A 16,637-nucleotide genomic window follows, 5' to 3' on the forward strand; every position below is an offset into this window, starting at 1 on the left:
CATGATCGCATGGACCGCCCATATCGCCCGTCCCCGACGTCGCCGCACCCGCGCCTGACGTCCGATCGCTCGTGGCTCTCGCCACATCTTCCCTCAAATCGCTGACCGAAGGCCCCTGACCGTTGACAGCCCACCGGGACTGTTGCACGCATTTGCCTTCTTCTTGTGGAGTTCGAACCATGATCCCCTCCGTTCTGCCGACCTATAACCGTGCGCCTCTGGCTTTCGTCAAAGGCGAAGGCTCCTGGCTGGAGACCGCAGAGGGGCGCCGATATCTCGACATGGGGGCGGGGATCGCGGTGAACGCGCTCGGCCATGCCGCGCCGGAACTGGTCGAGGCGCTCACCGAGCAGGCGGGCAAGCTCTGGCATGTCTCGAACCTCTACCAGATCCCGCAGCAGCAGGCGCTCGCCGACGCGCTGGTCGAGAAGACCTTCGCCGACACGGTCTTCTTCACCAACTCGGGCACCGAGGCGGCCGAGCTCGCGATCAAGATGGCGCGCAAATACTGGTCGTCGAAAGGCGAGGACCGGATCGAGATCATCACCTTCGACGGCGCCTTCCATGGCCGCTCCACCGGGGCGATCTCGGCGGTGCCGCATTCGGAGAAGATGGTGAAGGGCTTCGGCCCGCTCCTGCCGGGCTTCACCCAGCTTCCCTGGGCCGATCACGAGGCGCTTCGCGCCGCCGTCACCGACAAGACCGCCGCGATCCTGATCGAGCCGGTGCAGGGCGAGGGCGGCATCCGCCCGGTCCCCGACCAGTGTCTCAAGGGGCTGCGCGACCTGTGCGACGAAACCGGCGCGCTGCTGATCTTCGACGAGGTGCAATGCGGGGTCGGGCGCACGGGGCGGCTCTTCGCGCATGAATGGGCGGGCGTGACCCCCGATATCATGATGGTCGCCAAGGGCATCGGCGGGGGCTTCCCGCTGGGTGCGGTGCTCGCCACCGAAGCGGCGGCCTCGGGCATGACCGCGGGCACGCACGGTTCGACCTATGGCGGCAACCCGCTGGGCTGCGCCGTGGGCGCCAAGGTGATGGAGATCGTCTCGGACCCGGCCTTCCTCGACCAGGTGAACGCCAGGGCGGGCTTCATGCGTCAAAAGCTCGAGGCGCTGGTCGCCGCGCATCCCGACATCTTCGAGAGCGTGCGCGGTTCGGGGCTGATGCTCGGGCTCAAATGCAAGTGCGCGCCTGCCGAACTTGTCGCGGCCGCCTATGACCAGAACCTGCTGACCGTGCCGGCGGCGGACAATGTCCTGCGCCTCCTGCCCCCGCTCAACATCTCCGAAGCCGATCTGGCCGAGGCGGTGAGCCGCCTCGATGCCGCCGCCACCCAACTCGAGAAATCGGCCTGATCTTCATCCGGCCATAAATACTCCGGGGGACCGGGGGCAGGGCCCCCGGCACCTTCCAAGAAGGAAGAACCGATGACCCATTTCCTCGATATCCACAAGACCGACCCGGCCGCGCTCCGGGCCATGATCGACCAGTCGATCGCGATGAAACGGGCGCGCGCGGATCGTCCCAAGGGCGCGCTCGACGACGAACAGCCGCTGGCGGGCCGGATGGTCGCGCTGATCTTCGAGAAACCCTCGACCCGGACGCGCGTCTCCTTCGATGTCGGCGTGCGCCAGATGGGCGGCCAGACGATGGTGCTTTCGGGCTCGGACATGCAGCTCGGTCACGGCGAGACCATCGCCGATACCGCGCGGGTGCTCTCGCGCTATGTCGACATGATCATGATCCGCACCTTCGAGGAGGAAACCCTTCTCGAGATGGCCGAACATGCGTCGGTGCCGGTGATCAACGGGCTGACCGACCGCACCCATCCGTGCCAGATCATGGCCGATGTGATGACCTATGAAGAGCATCGCGGCCCGATCGCGGAGCGCAAGGTCGTCTGGTCCGGCGACGGCAACAACGTCTTCGCCTCCTTCGCCCATGCGAGCGTTCAGTTCGGCTTCGACCTGACCTTCACCGGGCCCGAGCCGCTCGATCCCGAACGTGCCTGGCTCGATCTGGCAGAGAAGGCCGGCCGTCCGATCACCATCGACCGCGATCCGGCCCGCGCGGTCGAAGGGGCCGATCTCGTGGTCACCGATACCTGGGTGTCGATGCATGACCCGGAATCGGCCAAGGAGCGGCGGCACAACCAGCTGCGCGGCTATCAGGTCAACGAAGAGCTGATGCGCCACGCCAAGCCCGATGCGCTCTTCATGCATTGCCTGCCCGCGCATCGCAACGACGAGGCCACGAGCGGCGTCATGGACGGCCCGCATTCGGTGATCTTCGACGAGGCCGAGAACCGGCTGCATGCGCAAAAGGCGATCATGCGGCACTGCCTGGGCGTCTGAGCCCCGCCAGCCGGGCAGGGCGCCTCAGTCCAGCCCGGCGATGATGGCGCGCAGCGTCTCGATCCCTTCACCCTTCTCCGAAGAAGTAAGGACGATCTCGGGATAGGCGGCCGGGTGTTTGGAGAGCGCCTGGCGGACCTGTGCGAGCACCTTCTCGCGCTCCTGCGCGCTCACCTTGTCGGATTTCGTCATCACCACCTGGAAGGTCACCGCCGAGCGGTCGAGGAGCGTCAGGATCTCCTCGTCGACCGACTTGATGCCGTGACGGGTGTCGACCAGCACGAAGGCGCGGCGCAGCGTGGCGCGGCCCGAGAGATACTCCTTCAGGAGCGCCTGCCATTTCGCGACCACCGCGACCGGGGCCTGCGCGAAGCCGTAGCCGGGAAGGTCGACGAGATAGGGGCCGTCCTGCGTGGTGAAATAGTTGATCTCCTGCGTCCGGCCCGGCGTGTTCGAGGCCCGGGCGAGGTTGCGCCGGTTCGTGAGCGCGTTGATCAGGCTCGACTTGCCCACATTCGAGCGGCCCGCGAAACAGACCTCGATCCGGTCGGCGGGCGGCAGGCCCTTCATCGCCACCACGCCCTTGAGGAACTCCACGGGGGCCGCGAAAAGCTTGCGCCCCGCCTCGCGGGAGAAATCGTCCGGCTCTTCGGCCAGCGGGAAATTCAGCTCCATCAGAGCACCTCTATTCTGTCGCCACTGGCGGTCTCGCCCCCGTCGATGACGGTGCAGAAGACACCGGGATCGGGATGGCCTTGAAGCCCCTCTCGCGCGGGCACGAATGCGGTGGGGCAGGGGGCGCCAGCGTGCTCCGGACCCGCATGCGCGACCGCCCATTCCCCGTCCAAAGGCAGAGCGCGCCCCTCGGTGAGGGACGCGCTTTGGTGTGTCTCGCCCCCCGCCGACTCGAGCGGGAGGCGGAAGATCGTGGCGAGGCCCGCCGTCATTTCTTATCGGCGGCGGGTTTCTTGCGTTGGAAGCCCGACTTGATGTTGCCGAAGAGGTCGGGCCGCTTCCCGTGCATCGTCATGATCGTGTACTGCTGCAGGAAGGTGATCGTGTTGTTCGTGATCCAGTAGAGCACGAGACCGGACGCGAAGCTGCCCAGCATGAACATGAAGACCCACGGCATCCAGGCGAAGATCATCGCCTGCGTCTGGTCGGTCGGTGCCGGGTTCAGCTTCTGCTGGAACCACATCGAGACACCGAGCAGGATCGGAAGGATGCCGAGCGACACGATATGGAGCGGCGAATCGAGCCCCGGAGCCGCGAAGGGCAGCAGGCCGAACAGGTTCAGGATCGAGGACGGGTCAGGTGCCGAGAGGTCGTGGATCCAGCCGAGCCACGGCGCGTGGTAGAGCTCGATCGTGACGTAGATCACCTTGTAGAGCGAGAAGAAGATCGGGATCTGGATCAGGAGCGGCAAGCAGCCCGCGGCGGGGTTCACCTTGTGCTTCTTGTAGAGCTCCATCATGCCCTGCTGCATCTTCTGGCGGTCGTCTCCGGCCGCTTCCTTCATCTTCTCCATCTCGGGCTGCAGTTCTTTCATCCGCGCCATCGAGATGTATGATTTTCGTGCCAGCGGGAAGACGATCAGCTTGATGATGAAGGTCAGGCCGATGATCGCCCAGCCCATGTTGCCGATCGCGCCGTGCAGCCAGTGCAGCAGGCGGAACATCGGTTTCGTCAGGAAATAGAACCAGCCCCAGTCGATCGAGTCGACGAATTTCGGGATCGGAACATTGTCCTGATAGTCGCGGATGGTTTCCCATTCCTTGGCACCGGCGAAGAGATGCGTCTTCGCGTCGCCCGTGGCGCCCGGGGCCACCTCGATCACCGGAAGACGGGTCTCGGTCTGATAGATGTTCGAGTTCTCGCCCGAATATTTCACCACCGACGTGAACGGCCCCGAGATCGGCGCGAGCACGGTCTGCCAATACTTGTCGGTGAAACCGGTCCAGCCGTTGTCCTGAGCCTGAAGCAGCTCCGCCTGCCCTTCGGCGCCCCGGTTGTCGAGCTTGGTGATGTTCTTGTACTTGATCTCTTCGAGCTTGCCGTCGGTCATCCGCACCGCGCCCTCGTGAAGGACGTAGACCCGGCGTTCCTCGGGGATGCCGTGGCGGGCGATGATGCCGTAGGGGGCGAGCTTGATCGGCTGGCCGGTGCCGTTCTGGACCGACTGGCGGATCGTGAAGAGGTATTTCTTGTCGACCGAGATCTCGCGCTGGAAGGTCAGGCCGTGGCCGTTGTCCCATTGCAGCGTGATCGGATGATCCGGGGTGAGCGCCCCGGTGCCGACCTGGCTCCAGACAGTGTTGGGGCCCGGCACCTGATCGGCCGGAAGGCCGCCAGCGGGAAGCCAGCCATAGACGACGTAATAGGGCTGCGTGGTGTCGCCCGGCGCGCCGCCAACCGGCGCGAGAAGCCGCACCAGGGGCGAATCCTTGGCCAGCGTTTCCTTGTACTTCTTCAGCTGGAGGTCATCGAGGCGACCGCCGAGTAGCGAGATCGAGCCCTTCAGGTCGGGCGAGTCGATCTGGATGCGCGGGGTGTTCGCCACCTCGGGGCTGCTCGCCTTGGGCATGGCGCCCGGAACGGCGGCCTGCGGGGGCGCAGTCGTCGTATTCGCTGCGGTGTCAGCGGTTTGCGGCGATGCGGTCTGTTGCGAGACGGTCCCGTCCTGCGGAGGGGTTTCGGTCTGGGAGGGCGGGAAGAAATAGGTCCATACCGCAAGCACCACTGCCGAGAGCACAACCGCGAGAATGAGGTTCTTGTTCTGATTGTCCATGAAAAACGGGTCCACCAGCCTTTCGAGAGGTTGGGGAGGTTCAACAGAAGGGGCAGGCAAAGGTCAAGCCATTTTCCCGAGGAAACCGTCTTGCGGACCGGGAATGACCCTTATCGACCGCGCGGCGTGCATTGGGCGGGGAGGATCGGGGCCGATTGCCCGGGCGCCGGGTCGCATGCCTCGCGCGGCCATGGCGCAACCGTCGCCTATCCCGTCCCGCCCAGATCGAGCTGCGGCGTGGCCGCGAGTTTGCGGCGGTGCTGCGCCGCCCAGTCCCGAAGCGCCGCGCTCGGCATCGGGGCGGCGATGGCCGGTCCTTGAACCTCGGTGCAGCCGAGTTGCGCGAGCATCGCGTGTTCAGTAAGGCCCGAGACCCCTTCGGCGAGCGTGCCGAGCCCTATCGTCTCGGCCATTCCGACTATGGCGGATACGAGCCGTTGCGCTTCGGGATCGTGATCGAGCTTCGCGACGAGGGGAGCACCGATCCGCAGGCATCGCGGGGACAGTTTCCGTATCGCCTCGTCCGGGCCGGGGCCGGCGCTGAAACCGGCGAGTTCGAGCGATGCGCCCGCCGCGTGAAGCCTATGCAGATTATGCGCCACGGCACCTTCGCCCAGGCAGTCGACCGTGTCCTGAGCGACGATGACACCCATCCGGTCCGGCGTGACATCGAAGCGGTCGCAATCCCAGGTGATGCGCTCGGCCAGTTTCGGGTCGCGAAGTTGCCGGAGCGTTAGAGACAGCGAGACGCGTCCGAATTCATCCCCGCTACGGGCGAAGTCCCGCAGCGCAACGAGGGTTTCGAAGAAGATGATCTCGCAGACGCGCTCGGCGAGGCCCGTGGCTTCGGAGGCCGCGACGATCTCGGTTTCGGTCAGGATGCCCCGGCTGCGATGGAGCCAGCGCGGGACGGCTTCGAGCCCCGCGATTTCCCCGGTATCGGTGGAAATGCGGGGGGCGAAGAAAACCTTGATCTGCCCCTCCTCGATCGCGTCGGAGAGCTCCCCTGCGAGCGGGTTCGGGGGCGTTTTCTTTTGGCGCATCGCGCCGGAAAAGGCCCGAAGAGATCCCGGGCCACTGCGCCGGGCGAAGTCGGCCGCCTGTCGTGCTTGGGAAAGAAGGGTTTCGGGGATGAGTGCCGAGGGGGAATTGAGCAGATCGCGGCCGATCAGGCGAAAACCGATATGGGCGGAGGCGGAGATCGCTCGCCCCTCGATCAGAAAGGGGTCGGCGAGCGACTCCTGCACGCGGCCGGCGAGCTGGATCACTCCTTCGAGATCAAGGCGCGGAGTGGGCTTCAGGAGCACCAGGAAGCGCGCATCCTCCCACCGGGTGACACGGTCTCCGATTCGCAAATTCAGGGCGATCCGGTCATGCATCGCGCGCAACAGGGCGGCGTACTCGCGGTGGTAGAGCGCGCGTCGGAGTTGATCGGGTGCGTCCAGCCCGATCACGAGACAGGCCGTGGGGCGGCCACGTTCGCGTGCCTCGACCAGGAAATCGGCCCAGATATCGAGAGCCTCGTCATGCAGGGGCAGGCCGGAGACGGGATCGCAGGGCAGATCGCGCTCCTCCTCGGGGATGGAGAGCGGACGCGTCGCCCAGCCGACGAGCGTTGCCGTGAGTGCCAGGATGACGAACCCCTCTACCCCGACCCAGAGCAGGGCGAGCGCGCAGGCGGGAAGGAAGGCGATCATTTCGCGCCGGAGCAGGATCGGGCCGGGCTTGCCGTGCCCGTTCACGCGAGGGCGCGCGCTATGCATGATGTCCCTGCCGCGGATCTTCACTGTGCCCCCATCGTGGTTCACGGACCCGAGGTGGGTCCGGCCGATCACACGCTAGGGGTAATTGGTGAGCGCTCGATTAATCGCGGCTGCGAAGCTCGGGGATGTTTTCGCTAAAATCCGCTTCGTCCGCCACGCGTCGTTCGAGCCCGGCGAAATCGAAGAGCGACGGGTCGCACAGATGCGAGGGACGCGCGTTCATCAGGGCGCGGAACATCACCTGCCGGCGGCCGGGCGCGTTCCTTTCCCACTGGTCGAGGATCTGCTTGACCTGCTGGCGCTGCAGCCCGTCCTGCGAACCGCACAGATCGCAGGGGATGATCGGGTAGTTCATCGCGTTGGCGAATTTCTCGCAATCGTCCTCGGCCACGAAGGAGAGCGGGCGGTAGACGAAGAGATCGCCCTCCTCGTTGACCAGCTTCGGCGGCATCGTCGCGAGGCGCCCGCCATGGAAGAGATTCATGAAGAAGGTCTCGAGGATATCGTCGCGATGATGCCCCAGCACGACGGCCGAGCAGCCCTCTTCACGCGCGATCCGGTAAAGATTGCCGCGGCGCAGGCGTGAACAGAGCGCGCAATAGGTGCGGCCCGCAGGGACCTTCTCCTTCACCACCGAATAGGTGTCCTGGTATTCGATGCGGTGCGGCACGCCCATGCGCTCGAGGAACTCGGGCAGGACGGTGGCAGGGAAACCCGGCTGGCCCTGATCGAGATTGCACGCCAGAAGTTCCACCGGCAGCAGCCCGCGCCATTTCAACTCGTGCAGAACGGCGAGCAGGGTGTAGCTGTCCTTGCCGCCCGACAGGCAAACGAGCCATTTCGTGTCGCGCTCGATCATCCCGTATTTCTCGATCGCCTCGCGGGTTTCGCGGACGATCCGCTTGCGGAGCTTCTTGAATTCGGTGGTCGAGGGGGCACCCGCGAAGAGCGGGTGGATCGGGCTGTCTTCGTCATCCAGCATCGGTAGGGTCCTTGTGCGAACAGCCGCGATGGGCCGCGTCATGTTCGGGATCGGCGCCGGGCACCGGGTCATAGCCATGTCCGCCCCAGGGATGGCAGGACAGGAGCCGTTTCGCCGCGAGCCATCCGCCCTTGATCGCGCCGTGCCGCTCGAGTGCCTCGAGCGCATAGACCGAGCAGGTCGGCTGGTAGCGGCAGCCATGTCCCATCCAGGGGCTCAGCACGAGTCGATAGGCGCGCACGGGCAGGGCGAGGATATGGGCGAGCGGGCTCATTTCTTCCCTCGCGGTTTGCGCGGGCGCGGCGGGGTTATCGGCAGGTCGTGGATCACGGCGAGGGCGGCTGCGAGATCGGCCTTGAGCTCCGCGAAATCCCGGGTTGCCGTCGTCTCGGGGCGCCCGACCAGCACGTAGTCCCAGCCGGGACGGCCTGCCTCGGGCAGGACGGCACGCGCGATCTCGCGAAGGCGGCGCTTGGCGCGATTGCGCGCCACGGCATTGCCGAGCTTCTTCGAGCAGGTGAAGCCGATGCGGATCAGTTCGGGGCCGACAGGTTCGTCACTGCGCCTTTCCCGGGCCTGCAGGAGAAAGCCGGGCATGCCCTTGCGCCGCGCCGACGCCGCCCGCAGGAAATCCGCCCGCTGCCTGAGAACCGCGATCGGAGGGGCGGGATCTGCAGAGCGAATGGCGGCCATCACGGCATCTCCGCGAATTGGGTAAGCGCAAATAGACAAACCGCCGGGTGCGTCCCGTGATCATGGCGCGAGGCCCGATCCCGAAAAGCTTCCGGCGGCGTCAAAAGCCGATGCGGCGCGTCAGGCCTCAGGCCGACAGACGCTTGCGGCCCTTCGCGCGGCGGGCGTTGAGAACCTTGCGGCCACCCTTGGTCGCCATGCGGGAACGGAACCCATGGCGGCGGGCGCGAACGAGGTTCGACGGCTGGAACGTGCGTTTCATCGTTGTCACTCCGGTTCGGGCCCCTGAATCGGGATTCGAGGCCTGATAGCATTTCGAAGCCCGGTCTTTAGTGGCCTCTTCCGGGCAAGTCAATTCGGCAGAAGAGGATTTTTCGGCCTTTATTCCCTCTTCCGCGAGAAACGTGACCTCTCACGGGGTTTTGCCTTTTGTGCGAGGCCACTATCTTAGCGCTAACCGTTGCGGTTGCACAGCGCAGCCCAGCCGACATAGAAAAGCGGGGCGAAGGGCGCCAGCAGGTCGCCCGGGCAAATTGATAGGCGATGGCGTTGAACACTCTTTCAGGGCGGTTTCTGATCCTGACGACGGTCTTCGTCGTTATTGCAGAAGCTTTGATCCTGCTCCCGGGGCTCGCCAATTTCCGCGAGGATTACCTGTTGACGCGTCTCGAGCGCGCGCAGATCGCCTCTCTCGCGCTCCTGACCACCGACACGACGATCGCCCCCGATCTCGAGAAGGAACTGCTCGCCAATGCGGGCGTGTTCAACGTTGTGCTGCGCCGCGACGCGGTGCGCCAGCTGGTCCTCTCCTCGCCGATTCCCTCGCAGGTCACCGAAACCTACGATCTGCGCCATTCGACCGAATGGACGCGGATTCGCGATGCGGTTCACGCGCTCTTCGATTCGGATAACAAGGTGATCCGGGTGCTCGGTCAGCCGGTGAAGAAGGGCGGGATCGTCATCGAGGTGACGCTCGCGACCGAGCCGATGCGGATCGCGATGGTCGAATACGGGCTGCGGCTGCTGTCGATCTCGGCGGTGTTCTCGGTGATCACGGCGGTTCTTCTCTTCCTTCTGGTCCGGCAACTGATGGTGGTGCCGATCAAGCGGCTCGTGGCGCATATGTCCGCCTATTCCGAGGCGCCCGAGGATGCGCGCCGGATCATCACGCCGGAAGCCAGCGTCGAGGAACTGCGGGTCGCCGAGGAGGCGCTGGCCTCGATGCAGACCCAGCTCACCGCGTCCCTGCGCCAGAAGGAGCGTCTCGCGCAGCTCGGGCAGGCGGTGGCCAAGATCAGCCACGACCTGCGCAACATCCTCACCACCGCGCAGCTCTTCGCCGACCGGATGGAAAGCTCGGACGATCCCGCCGTGCAACGCGCCGCGCCCAAGCTGATGGGCTCGATCGGTCGGGCGATCAACCTGTGCGAAACGACGCTCGCCTTCGGCAAGGCGAAGGAGCCGCCCCCGGCACTGTCGCGCTTCATGCTCAACGAACTGACGCAGGAAGTGATCGAGAACGAGGAGCATCCGGGCGAGGAAACCACCGTCGATTTCGTCACCGACATGCCGCCCAACCTCGTGATCCGCGGCGATCGCGAGCAGCTTTACCGGGTCCTCAACAACCTCGTGCGCAACGCTCGTCAGGCGATCGAGGCGACGGGGCGGCCCGGCACGATCGAGATTGGTGGCGGGGAGAACCGCGAGGGCTGGTGGATCCGGGTCCAGGATACCGGGCCGGGTCTTCCCGAGCGCGCGCGCGAGCACCTCTTCCAGCCCTTCACCGGGGGGACGCGCGCGGGCGGCACGGGGCTCGGCCTCGCCATCGCGGCCGAACTGATCCGCGGACATGGCGGACGACTCGATCTGGTCCGGACCGACGAGACCGGCACCGAATTCCGGATCTTCCTGCCCTCGGAACTCTGCGTCGAGGGCGTCACGGAAAAGGGGAATGGCGGCGAGGCCTGAGCAAAAGCGGGCATGGCGGAATTTTTTGGAAAATTCCCAAAACGGCCCTTGCATTGCCCGGTCACGGGGGCTAAATCGCCCCCACAAGCGGACCCGTAGCTCAGCTGGATAGAGCACTTGACTACGAATCAAGGGGTCGGGCGTTCGAATCGCTCCGGGTCCGCCATTTTCCCCGATACCGGAAAATCTCGACGTTAAGCCGTCGATAGTCGCGCGCAACTGCTGCGCGAAGCGATTTCCGGCGTATCCGGTCATAATCCCTCGGAATGCCGAAGATTGTTGCATTATCCGTGCAAAACGCACGCTTTTGCCGCTCTGCGGTCGTGCACATTCCCCATAGTTGCCACTTATGCGCCTTATTTCGCGGTCAGGTTGTATTGACGGACAGCACCCCGCAGCCCCCCAAGGAGTTAGAGATGTTCCGCATGTTCACCTCGTTCCTCACCCTCGTCGGCCGCCGTCGCGACACCGTTCTCGATGCCCGCTATGCGGCCCTGCGCAACGGCAAGGAGCCGCGTCGCCGGCAGCGCCGGCACGTCTCCCCCTTCGCCGAGATGCAACGCTCCATTTGACGGCTCTCGCCCCCTCACACACACCGAGAGCCTCAAGCAAAACGCCCGGACGATCCGTCCGGGCGTTTTGATGTTCGGCTTCGCGCCAGTGCTCAGAAGTCGATCGAGACGTTCGGCAATTGCAGCTCCTTCACCAGCTCGCGCAGCTCCTGGCGGGCGGCCACGTTCGAGATGTTGAGGTTCTCGACGCCCAGATCCTTGAGGTCGAGCAGGGTCAGCCCGCGCGGGAACAGCTCGCGGAAGATCACCCGCTCGGAGAAGCCCGGCGCGACGCGGAACCCGATGCGCTTGGAAAGCTGCTCGAGCGCCGCGCCCACCTTGCGCTTGTTGTGCATCTGCTGGGCGCCCACGCGGTTGCGCAGCACCACCCAGTCGATCGGGTTCAGGCCCGCCTTGGCGCGCAGCTGACGCGCCGACCAGACCATCTCGGAATAGATCGAGGGGCCGATCACCTTCGAGGTGACCGGGTCGATCCGCGCCAGCAGGTCGAAATCGATGAAACTGTCATTGAGCGGCGTGACCAGCGTGTCGGCCAGCGAATGGGCGACCTGGCTGAGCCGCGTATGCGAGCCGGGGCAGTCGATCAGGATGAAGTCGCAGCTCGGCTCCATTTCGGCCACCGCGCTCGACAGGCGATGGTCATAGGGGTTCTCTCCGGGCGCGAGCGAGGCGGCGTCGACCTCGGGCAGCTCGCGGTAATCGGGGGTCGGCAGGTCGAGCCCCTCGCGGTCCATGAAGGCCAGGCGGTTCTCGACATAGCGCCCGAAGCTGCGCTGACGCAGGTCGAGATCGAGCGCGCCGACCTTCCACCCCATCCGCGCGAGCGCCGTCGCCACATGCATCGAGGTGGTGGACTTGCCCGAGCCACCCTTTTCGTTGCCCATCACGATGATATGCGCCACGTCCCTGTCCCCGCCTTGTCTTGTGTCTTGTCCCTTGGGAGACACTATAGATGGTCAGATGGGGTGGGGGAAGGCGGGGTGTGAGCGGCGATGTCAGATGGGGGAAGGGTGTGTGGTTTTGGTCGGGGGTTAGGGAGATATCCTTGCAAGCTAAGTCGATTGGTCGACGGCGGCTCTTTGCGCTCTGACGTCGCATATTTCCATAGGAAGCGAGCGAGTAAATAGATGAAGCTCTCGCGGAGATTTGCATACTTCCCGCGCCGAGGGAATGAAACGGAGGCCGAGTTCCAGCATCGAACCGTCATCTTCATTGTGCCAATATTTCTCTGCGATGTGCCTTAGAAGGTCAGACTCAACGTGTTTTCGTTTGCCATCGAGAAGCGTATTGGCGACGGCATATGAGGCAACGTCAGCCAACCAAAGAAGCGGTTCTTCTTCTTTAGACTTTTGTTTCATGTTGAAGGGTGGCAGAGAGCCGAGAAAAGAAACAAATTTGTCTTTCGGATTATTTCGACAAGTGTTCAAATATTTATTTATACTTTCCTCGCGAATGTCAGTGTGCTGCTCGGCGAAAATTTTTATTCCACTTATGGATTTTTCTTTTTCCGGGCTGTTCCAAAACCTTTTCTCCATTAACATGCCTACGCGCTCGAACAATAATCGGTGAATTGTTGACGCGTAGGCCCAATTATTGCTCACTGCTTTTTCTTTCCAGTACCCATCATCGCTGTTCAGGATGCTTTTTTTGCAGGATATCACCGAGATGAGAGTAAAGTTGAAGTTTTCTATATCTTTTACGAGGCCAAGGAGCTTTGGGAGTTTGATTGTGTTTGAGTGTAGCGGTTTCTTTTTATGATCGCCCCCCTTATCCCGGATTTTTTCAAGCAAAGCCCGGAGCGGCGCCACTTCTTCGTCTGGAACAACCGCGGCAGTCAGAACTAAATAGTTCTGTGTGTCACGAGAGGCGGTTTCAATTTTGTAGGTGCCGCTTTCATCGAGAAATATCTGAAACAAAATAGCCTCCAACCCAAATAGGGTTGAAGGCTATCAAAAGTCGTCGAGGGTGCAAGCCTCTTACCGCGAGAACTTCTTATACTTCACCCGCTTCGGCTCGACCGCATCCGGGCCAAGACGACGGATCTTGTCTTCCTCGTAATCCTCGAAGTTGCCCTCGAAGAATTCCACATGGGCCTCGCCCTCGAAGGCGAGGATGTGGGTGCAGAGGCGGTCGAGGAAGAAGCGGTCGTGCGAGATGATGATCGCGTTGCCGGCGAAATCCTCGATCGCGGCTTCCAGCGCCTGCAGGGTTTCCACGTCGAGATCGTTGGTCGGTTCGTCGAGCAGCAGCACGTTGCCGCCCTCTTTCAGAAGCTTGGCCATGTGGACGCGGTTGCGTTCGCCGCCCGACAGGAGGCCCACTTTCTTCTGCTGGTCGCCGCCCTTGAAGTTGAACGCGCCGCAATAGGCGCGGGAGTTGACCTGCGCGTCGCCCAGCTCGATCAGCTCGGCCCCGCCCGAGATCTCTTCCCAGACGGTCTTGTTCGGGTCGAGCGCGTCGCGCGACTGGTCGACATAGGCGAGCTTGACCGTGTCGCCCAGCGTGATCGCGCCGCTATCGGGCTGTTCCTGACCGGTGATCATCCGGAAGAGCGTGGATTTACCCGCGCCGTTCGGGCCGATGACCCCGACGATGGCGCCCGGCGGGATCGAGAAGGAGAGGTTCTCGATCAGCTGCTTGTCGCCGTAATGTTTCGAGATGCCCTCGACCTCGATCACCTTGCCGCCCAGACGCGGGCCGTTCGGGATGATGATCTGCGCCTTGCCGACGCGCTCGCGCTCGGACTGGTCCGCCATCTTCTCATAGGCCGAGATACGGGCTTTCGATTTCGCCTGACGCGCCTTGGCGCCGGCGCGGATCCATTCGAGTTCCTTCTCGAGCACCTTCTGCTTGGCCTTGTCCTCGCGGGCTTCCTGTTCGAGGCGCTTGGCCTTCTGCTCGAGCCAGCTCGAATAGTTGCCCTCGTAGGGGATGCCGCGGCCGCGCTCGAGCTCGAGGATCCAGGAGGTGATGTCGTCGAGGAAGTAACGGTCGTGCGTGACGCACAGGATCGTGCCCTTGTACTCGATCAGGTGCTTTTGCAGCCAGGCGATGGTTTCCGCGTCGAGGTGGTTGGTCGGTTCGTCCAGCAGCAGCATGTCGGGCGCTTCGAGCAGAAGCTTGCACAGCGCGACCCGGCGGCGCTCACCGCCCGAGAGGGTTTCGACATCGGCCTCGTCGGGCGGGCAGCGCAGGGCTTCCATCGCGACGTCGACCTGGCTGTCGAGATCCCAGAGGTTTTCACTGTCGATCTCGTCCTGCAGCTGGGCCATCTCCTCGGCGGTCTCGTCCGAGTAGTTCATCGCCAGTTCGTTGAAGCGCTCCAGCTTGGCCTTCTTGGCCGCGACGCCCTCCATGACGTTGCCGCGCACGTTGAGCGCGGGGTCGAGCACCGGTTCCTGCGGCAGGTAGCCGACCTTGGCGCCTTTCGCGGCCCAGGCCTCGCCGGAGAAATCCTTGTCGATGCCGGCCATGATGCGCAGCAGCGTGGACTTACCCGCGCCGTTGACGCCGACCACGCCGATCTTGACGCCGGGCAGGAAGCTCAGGCGGATGTTCTCGAAGCATTTCTTGCCCCCCGGATAGGTCTTCGAGACACCATCCATGTGATAGACATATTGATAGGACGCCATGGGATACCTCGTGAGGAAAAAGGGGTTTCCGCGCCTTCTATTAGGAAAGAAGCGATAGTGAAAGGGGGCGCATGAGAGCGCGCGAGGTGCGGATTTTCCGCCGCGCCAGGCCGCTCACGCGCACCCTCCCGCAGCCGTGACGCCGCGCTCGCGCCGGGTGAAGACAAGTTGATGGTGCGGATTTCGAGCTGCTCGCGCGGAAGTGTTCGCGAATTCGTTATGAATGTCAGTGCGTTGCATCGGAGGGGCCCTCGTATCCAAGCGGCGACGTCGCGCCTGGTGGCCTCGGTTCCGTGATCCTTTGTGCAGCGCCCAACAAGGGGCAGGCTAGAAACCGCCCTTTCTGCGCGCGCGGGTGCGCCCAATTCGAGAGGCAGACGGCGCGTCGCGTCGTTCGTAATTATGAGGATCAAGGAGTTCATCATGACCAACAAAGCACTACTCGCTCTTCTCGCAGCGCTTGGCCTGACTGCCGGCTCCGCAACTGTGGCGGCTGCCTCGTCCCCCGGTATGGCCGGTGCCGCTCCGGGCAAGGCGCAGATCGCAGCCGAATTGCAGACCTTCCCCGAGCTGCGCGGGATCAACCCCGCCGACTATTCGACCGCCGAGCTGACCGACATGCTTGACGCCGCCCAGAGCGGGCACATGACGACGGCGCTCTATTATGCGGATCATGCGGACCTTCACGCGGGCGGTCCCGGCATCGGCACCACCAATCAGGGCAAATCGCAACTCGCCGCGGAGCTCAGGAATTTCCCGCAGCTCCCGACGATCAATCCCGGCGATTACACGGTCGCCGAGCTCACCAACATGCTCGATGCGGCGCAGCGCGGCGACCTGGTGTCGGCAAACTACTACGCCAGGCATCAGGATATCGGCTCCGGCGGGCCGGGGATCGGAATGACGGATCAGGGCAAGACGCAACTCGCCGCGCAACTTGGGCTCAACCCGGACCTCTACACGGTGGCGCAGTTGCAGCAGATCCAGCATGACCTGCGGCGCGGGCATGTGGAGCAGGCGAAGAACGTGGTCGCGCAAGGCAATGCGGTCACCTCCGGCTAAGTCGCGTCGGGCTCTGTCGTCGTGAAATGACAGTGCCCGACCGGGCGCATGAGAGACGGCCTCCCACGCGGGGGTCGTTTCTGTTTCAGCCTGTAGATTCAGCCTGTAAAGGATCCGCGCGCGATAGGGGTGTATCGGCCAAATGGTTTCAAAAAACTATGTGCAAAAATTGACAGAACCATGGTCAAAATAGCAGGTTTTCCTATTTATACGAACACATAGATGCGGGTGACCGGCGCCACAGGGGCGCCACTCAAGTTCGATGTGATGAGTAAGAAAAGGAGTTCATCATGACCCGCAAGATTTTCGTCTCGGCGCTTTCGGTCCTCGCGCTTTCCGTCGGCACGGCCGGTGTGGCTGCTGCCTCCAATAGCGATAGCTATGGCGTGATCATCCCGCCGATGTCGGTCAGCTCGCCGGCCTCCGGTCCGCAGGCACCCTCGGCCACCACCCCGGGCGAGACCCAGATCGCCAAGCAGTTGCAGACCTTCCCCGGTCTGAACAACGTCGACCCGACGCGCTACACCGCAACCGAGCTTCAGAACATTCTCGAAGCCGCGCGCAAGGGCGATACGACGACGCTCAACTTCTACCTGCGCCGCGAGAATGCGCAGCCGGGGGGTCCGGGTGTCGGGGCAACCAATCCGGGCAAGTCGCAAATCGCGGCACAGCTCGGCCTGAACCCGAAGGCCTATACCTCGGCGCAGCTGCAGCGCATCGCCTATGCGGTGGAAAACGGCAACCTTGACGAAGCGGCCTTCGTCGCCTCGCAAGCCGCGCCTTCCGCGGTGAACTGAGCAATTTCCGGTGCGCTTCGTGA

At 63.7% G+C, this 16,637-nt stretch carries 16 protein-coding genes and 1 tRNA gene; 7 read left to right on the forward strand and 10 right to left on the reverse strand.

Features of this window, described 5'->3' with window-relative positions; genetic code table 11:
* Positions 1-179: 179 nt before the first annotated feature.
* Positions 180-1,358 carry an aspartate aminotransferase family protein gene (locus DW2_RS00630; RefSeq protein ID WP_038142522.1) on the forward strand — a complete coding sequence of 393 codons (1,179 nt, stop codon included), beginning with the start codon at positions 180-182 and terminating at the stop codon, positions 1,356-1,358.
* A gap of 72 nt (positions 1,359-1,430) precedes the next feature.
* Positions 1,431-2,357: an ornithine carbamoyltransferase gene (gene argF / locus DW2_RS00635; protein WP_038142523.1), complete on the forward strand. Its 927-nt coding sequence runs from the start codon at positions 1,431-1,433 to the stop codon at positions 2,355-2,357.
* A 24-nt stretch (positions 2,358-2,381) separates the two neighbouring features.
* On the opposite strand, the gene yihA is transcribed toward argF, so the two are convergent.
* The 7 genes from yihA to rpmH all read right to left on the reverse strand — a co-directional run bounded on the left by yihA (position 2,382) and on the right by rpmH (position 8,845).
* Complete coding sequence (gene yihA / locus DW2_RS00640) at positions 2,382-3,032, reverse strand: ribosome biogenesis GTP-binding protein YihA/YsxC (RefSeq protein WP_038142524.1); 651 nt, start codon at positions 3,030-3,032, stop codon at positions 2,382-2,384.
* Positions 3,033-3,300: 268 nt separating this feature from the next.
* Positions 3,301-5,145 carry a membrane protein insertase YidC gene (gene yidC, locus DW2_RS00650; protein ID WP_038142527.1) on the reverse strand — a complete coding sequence of 615 codons (1,845 nt, stop codon included), beginning with the start codon at positions 5,143-5,145 and terminating at the stop codon, positions 3,301-3,303.
* Between the two features lie 206 nt (positions 5,146-5,351).
* Entirely contained in the window at positions 5,352-6,908 is a 1,557-nt protein-coding gene (locus DW2_RS00655) for an EAL domain-containing protein (protein WP_156102834.1), read from the reverse strand.
* 100 nt (positions 6,909-7,008) lie between these two features.
* Positions 7,009-7,890 carry a tRNA 2-thiocytidine(32) synthetase TtcA gene (gene ttcA / locus DW2_RS00660; protein WP_038142530.1) on the reverse strand — a complete coding sequence of 294 codons (882 nt, stop codon included), beginning with the start codon at positions 7,888-7,890 and terminating at the stop codon, positions 7,009-7,011.
* Positions 7,880-8,164 carry a membrane protein insertion efficiency factor YidD gene (gene yidD, locus DW2_RS00665; protein WP_038142531.1) on the reverse strand — a complete coding sequence of 95 codons (285 nt, stop codon included), beginning with the start codon at positions 8,162-8,164 and terminating at the stop codon, positions 7,880-7,882. The genes ttcA and yidD overlap by 11 nt, the downstream gene beginning before the upstream one ends.
* Positions 8,161-8,583 carry a ribonuclease P protein component gene (gene rnpA / locus DW2_RS00670; protein WP_051855097.1) on the reverse strand — a complete coding sequence of 141 codons (423 nt, stop codon included), beginning with the start codon at positions 8,581-8,583 and terminating at the stop codon, positions 8,161-8,163. The genes yidD and rnpA overlap by 4 nt, the downstream gene beginning before the upstream one ends.
* 127 nt (positions 8,584-8,710) lie before the next feature.
* The gene (gene rpmH, locus DW2_RS00675; RefSeq protein WP_038142532.1) at positions 8,711-8,845 is read right to left on the reverse strand and encodes a 50S ribosomal protein L34; all 135 of its coding nucleotides are present in this window, start codon (positions 8,843-8,845) and stop codon (positions 8,711-8,713) included.
* Positions 8,846-9,126: 281 nt separating this feature from the next.
* Between rpmH and DW2_RS00680 the strand changes: the two genes are divergently transcribed.
* From DW2_RS00680 to DW2_RS19615, 3 genes are all read left to right on the forward strand, one after another.
* Complete coding sequence (locus DW2_RS00680) at positions 9,127-10,551, forward strand: sensor histidine kinase (RefSeq protein ID WP_038142533.1); 1,425 nt, start codon at positions 9,127-9,129, stop codon at positions 10,549-10,551.
* A gap of 89 nt (positions 10,552-10,640) precedes the next feature.
* Positions 10,641-10,717, forward strand: a tRNA-Arg gene (locus DW2_RS00685).
* A gap of 250 nt (positions 10,718-10,967) precedes the next feature.
* Positions 10,968-11,123 carry a hypothetical protein gene (locus DW2_RS19615; RefSeq protein ID WP_156102835.1) on the forward strand — a complete coding sequence of 52 codons (156 nt, stop codon included), beginning with the start codon at positions 10,968-10,970 and terminating at the stop codon, positions 11,121-11,123.
* 92 nt (positions 11,124-11,215) lie between these two features.
* On the opposite strand, the gene DW2_RS00690 is transcribed toward DW2_RS19615, so the two are convergent.
* The 3 genes from DW2_RS00690 to ettA all read right to left on the reverse strand — a co-directional run bounded on the left by DW2_RS00690 (position 11,216) and on the right by ettA (position 14,755).
* Entirely contained in the window at positions 11,216-12,025 is an 810-nt protein-coding gene (locus DW2_RS00690; RefSeq protein WP_038142535.1) for a division plane positioning ATPase MipZ, read from the reverse strand.
* Positions 12,026-12,175: 150 nt separating this feature from the next.
* Positions 12,176-13,039 (reverse strand): DUF3800 domain-containing protein, encoded by an 864-nt coding sequence (locus DW2_RS19260; RefSeq protein WP_162178874.1) that lies wholly within the window; start codon positions 13,037-13,039, stop codon positions 12,176-12,178.
* Positions 13,040-13,099: 60 nt separating this feature from the next.
* The gene (ettA, locus tag DW2_RS00695) at positions 13,100-14,755 is read right to left on the reverse strand and encodes an energy-dependent translational throttle protein EttA (RefSeq protein ID WP_038142536.1); all 1,656 of its coding nucleotides are present in this window, start codon (positions 14,753-14,755) and stop codon (positions 13,100-13,102) included.
* A 423-nt stretch (positions 14,756-15,178) separates the two neighbouring features.
* Here ettA and DW2_RS00700 point away from each other — a divergent pair, with 423 nt between their 5' ends.
* Both DW2_RS00700 and DW2_RS00705 read left to right on the forward strand, forming a co-directional pair.
* The gene (locus tag DW2_RS00700; protein ID WP_156102836.1) at positions 15,179-15,817 is read left to right on the forward strand and encodes a hypothetical protein; all 639 of its coding nucleotides are present in this window, start codon (positions 15,179-15,181) and stop codon (positions 15,815-15,817) included.
* Between the two features lie 290 nt (positions 15,818-16,107).
* Entirely contained in the window at positions 16,108-16,614 is a 507-nt protein-coding gene (locus DW2_RS00705) for a hypothetical protein (protein ID WP_038142538.1), read from the forward strand.
* Positions 16,615-16,637 lie beyond the last annotated feature (23 nt).

Origin of the sequence: Thioclava atlantica, from assembly GCF_000737065.1 — a bacterium.
In the GTDB taxonomy this organism is placed as follows: domain Bacteria; phylum Pseudomonadota; class Alphaproteobacteria; order Rhodobacterales; family Rhodobacteraceae; genus Thioclava; species Thioclava atlantica.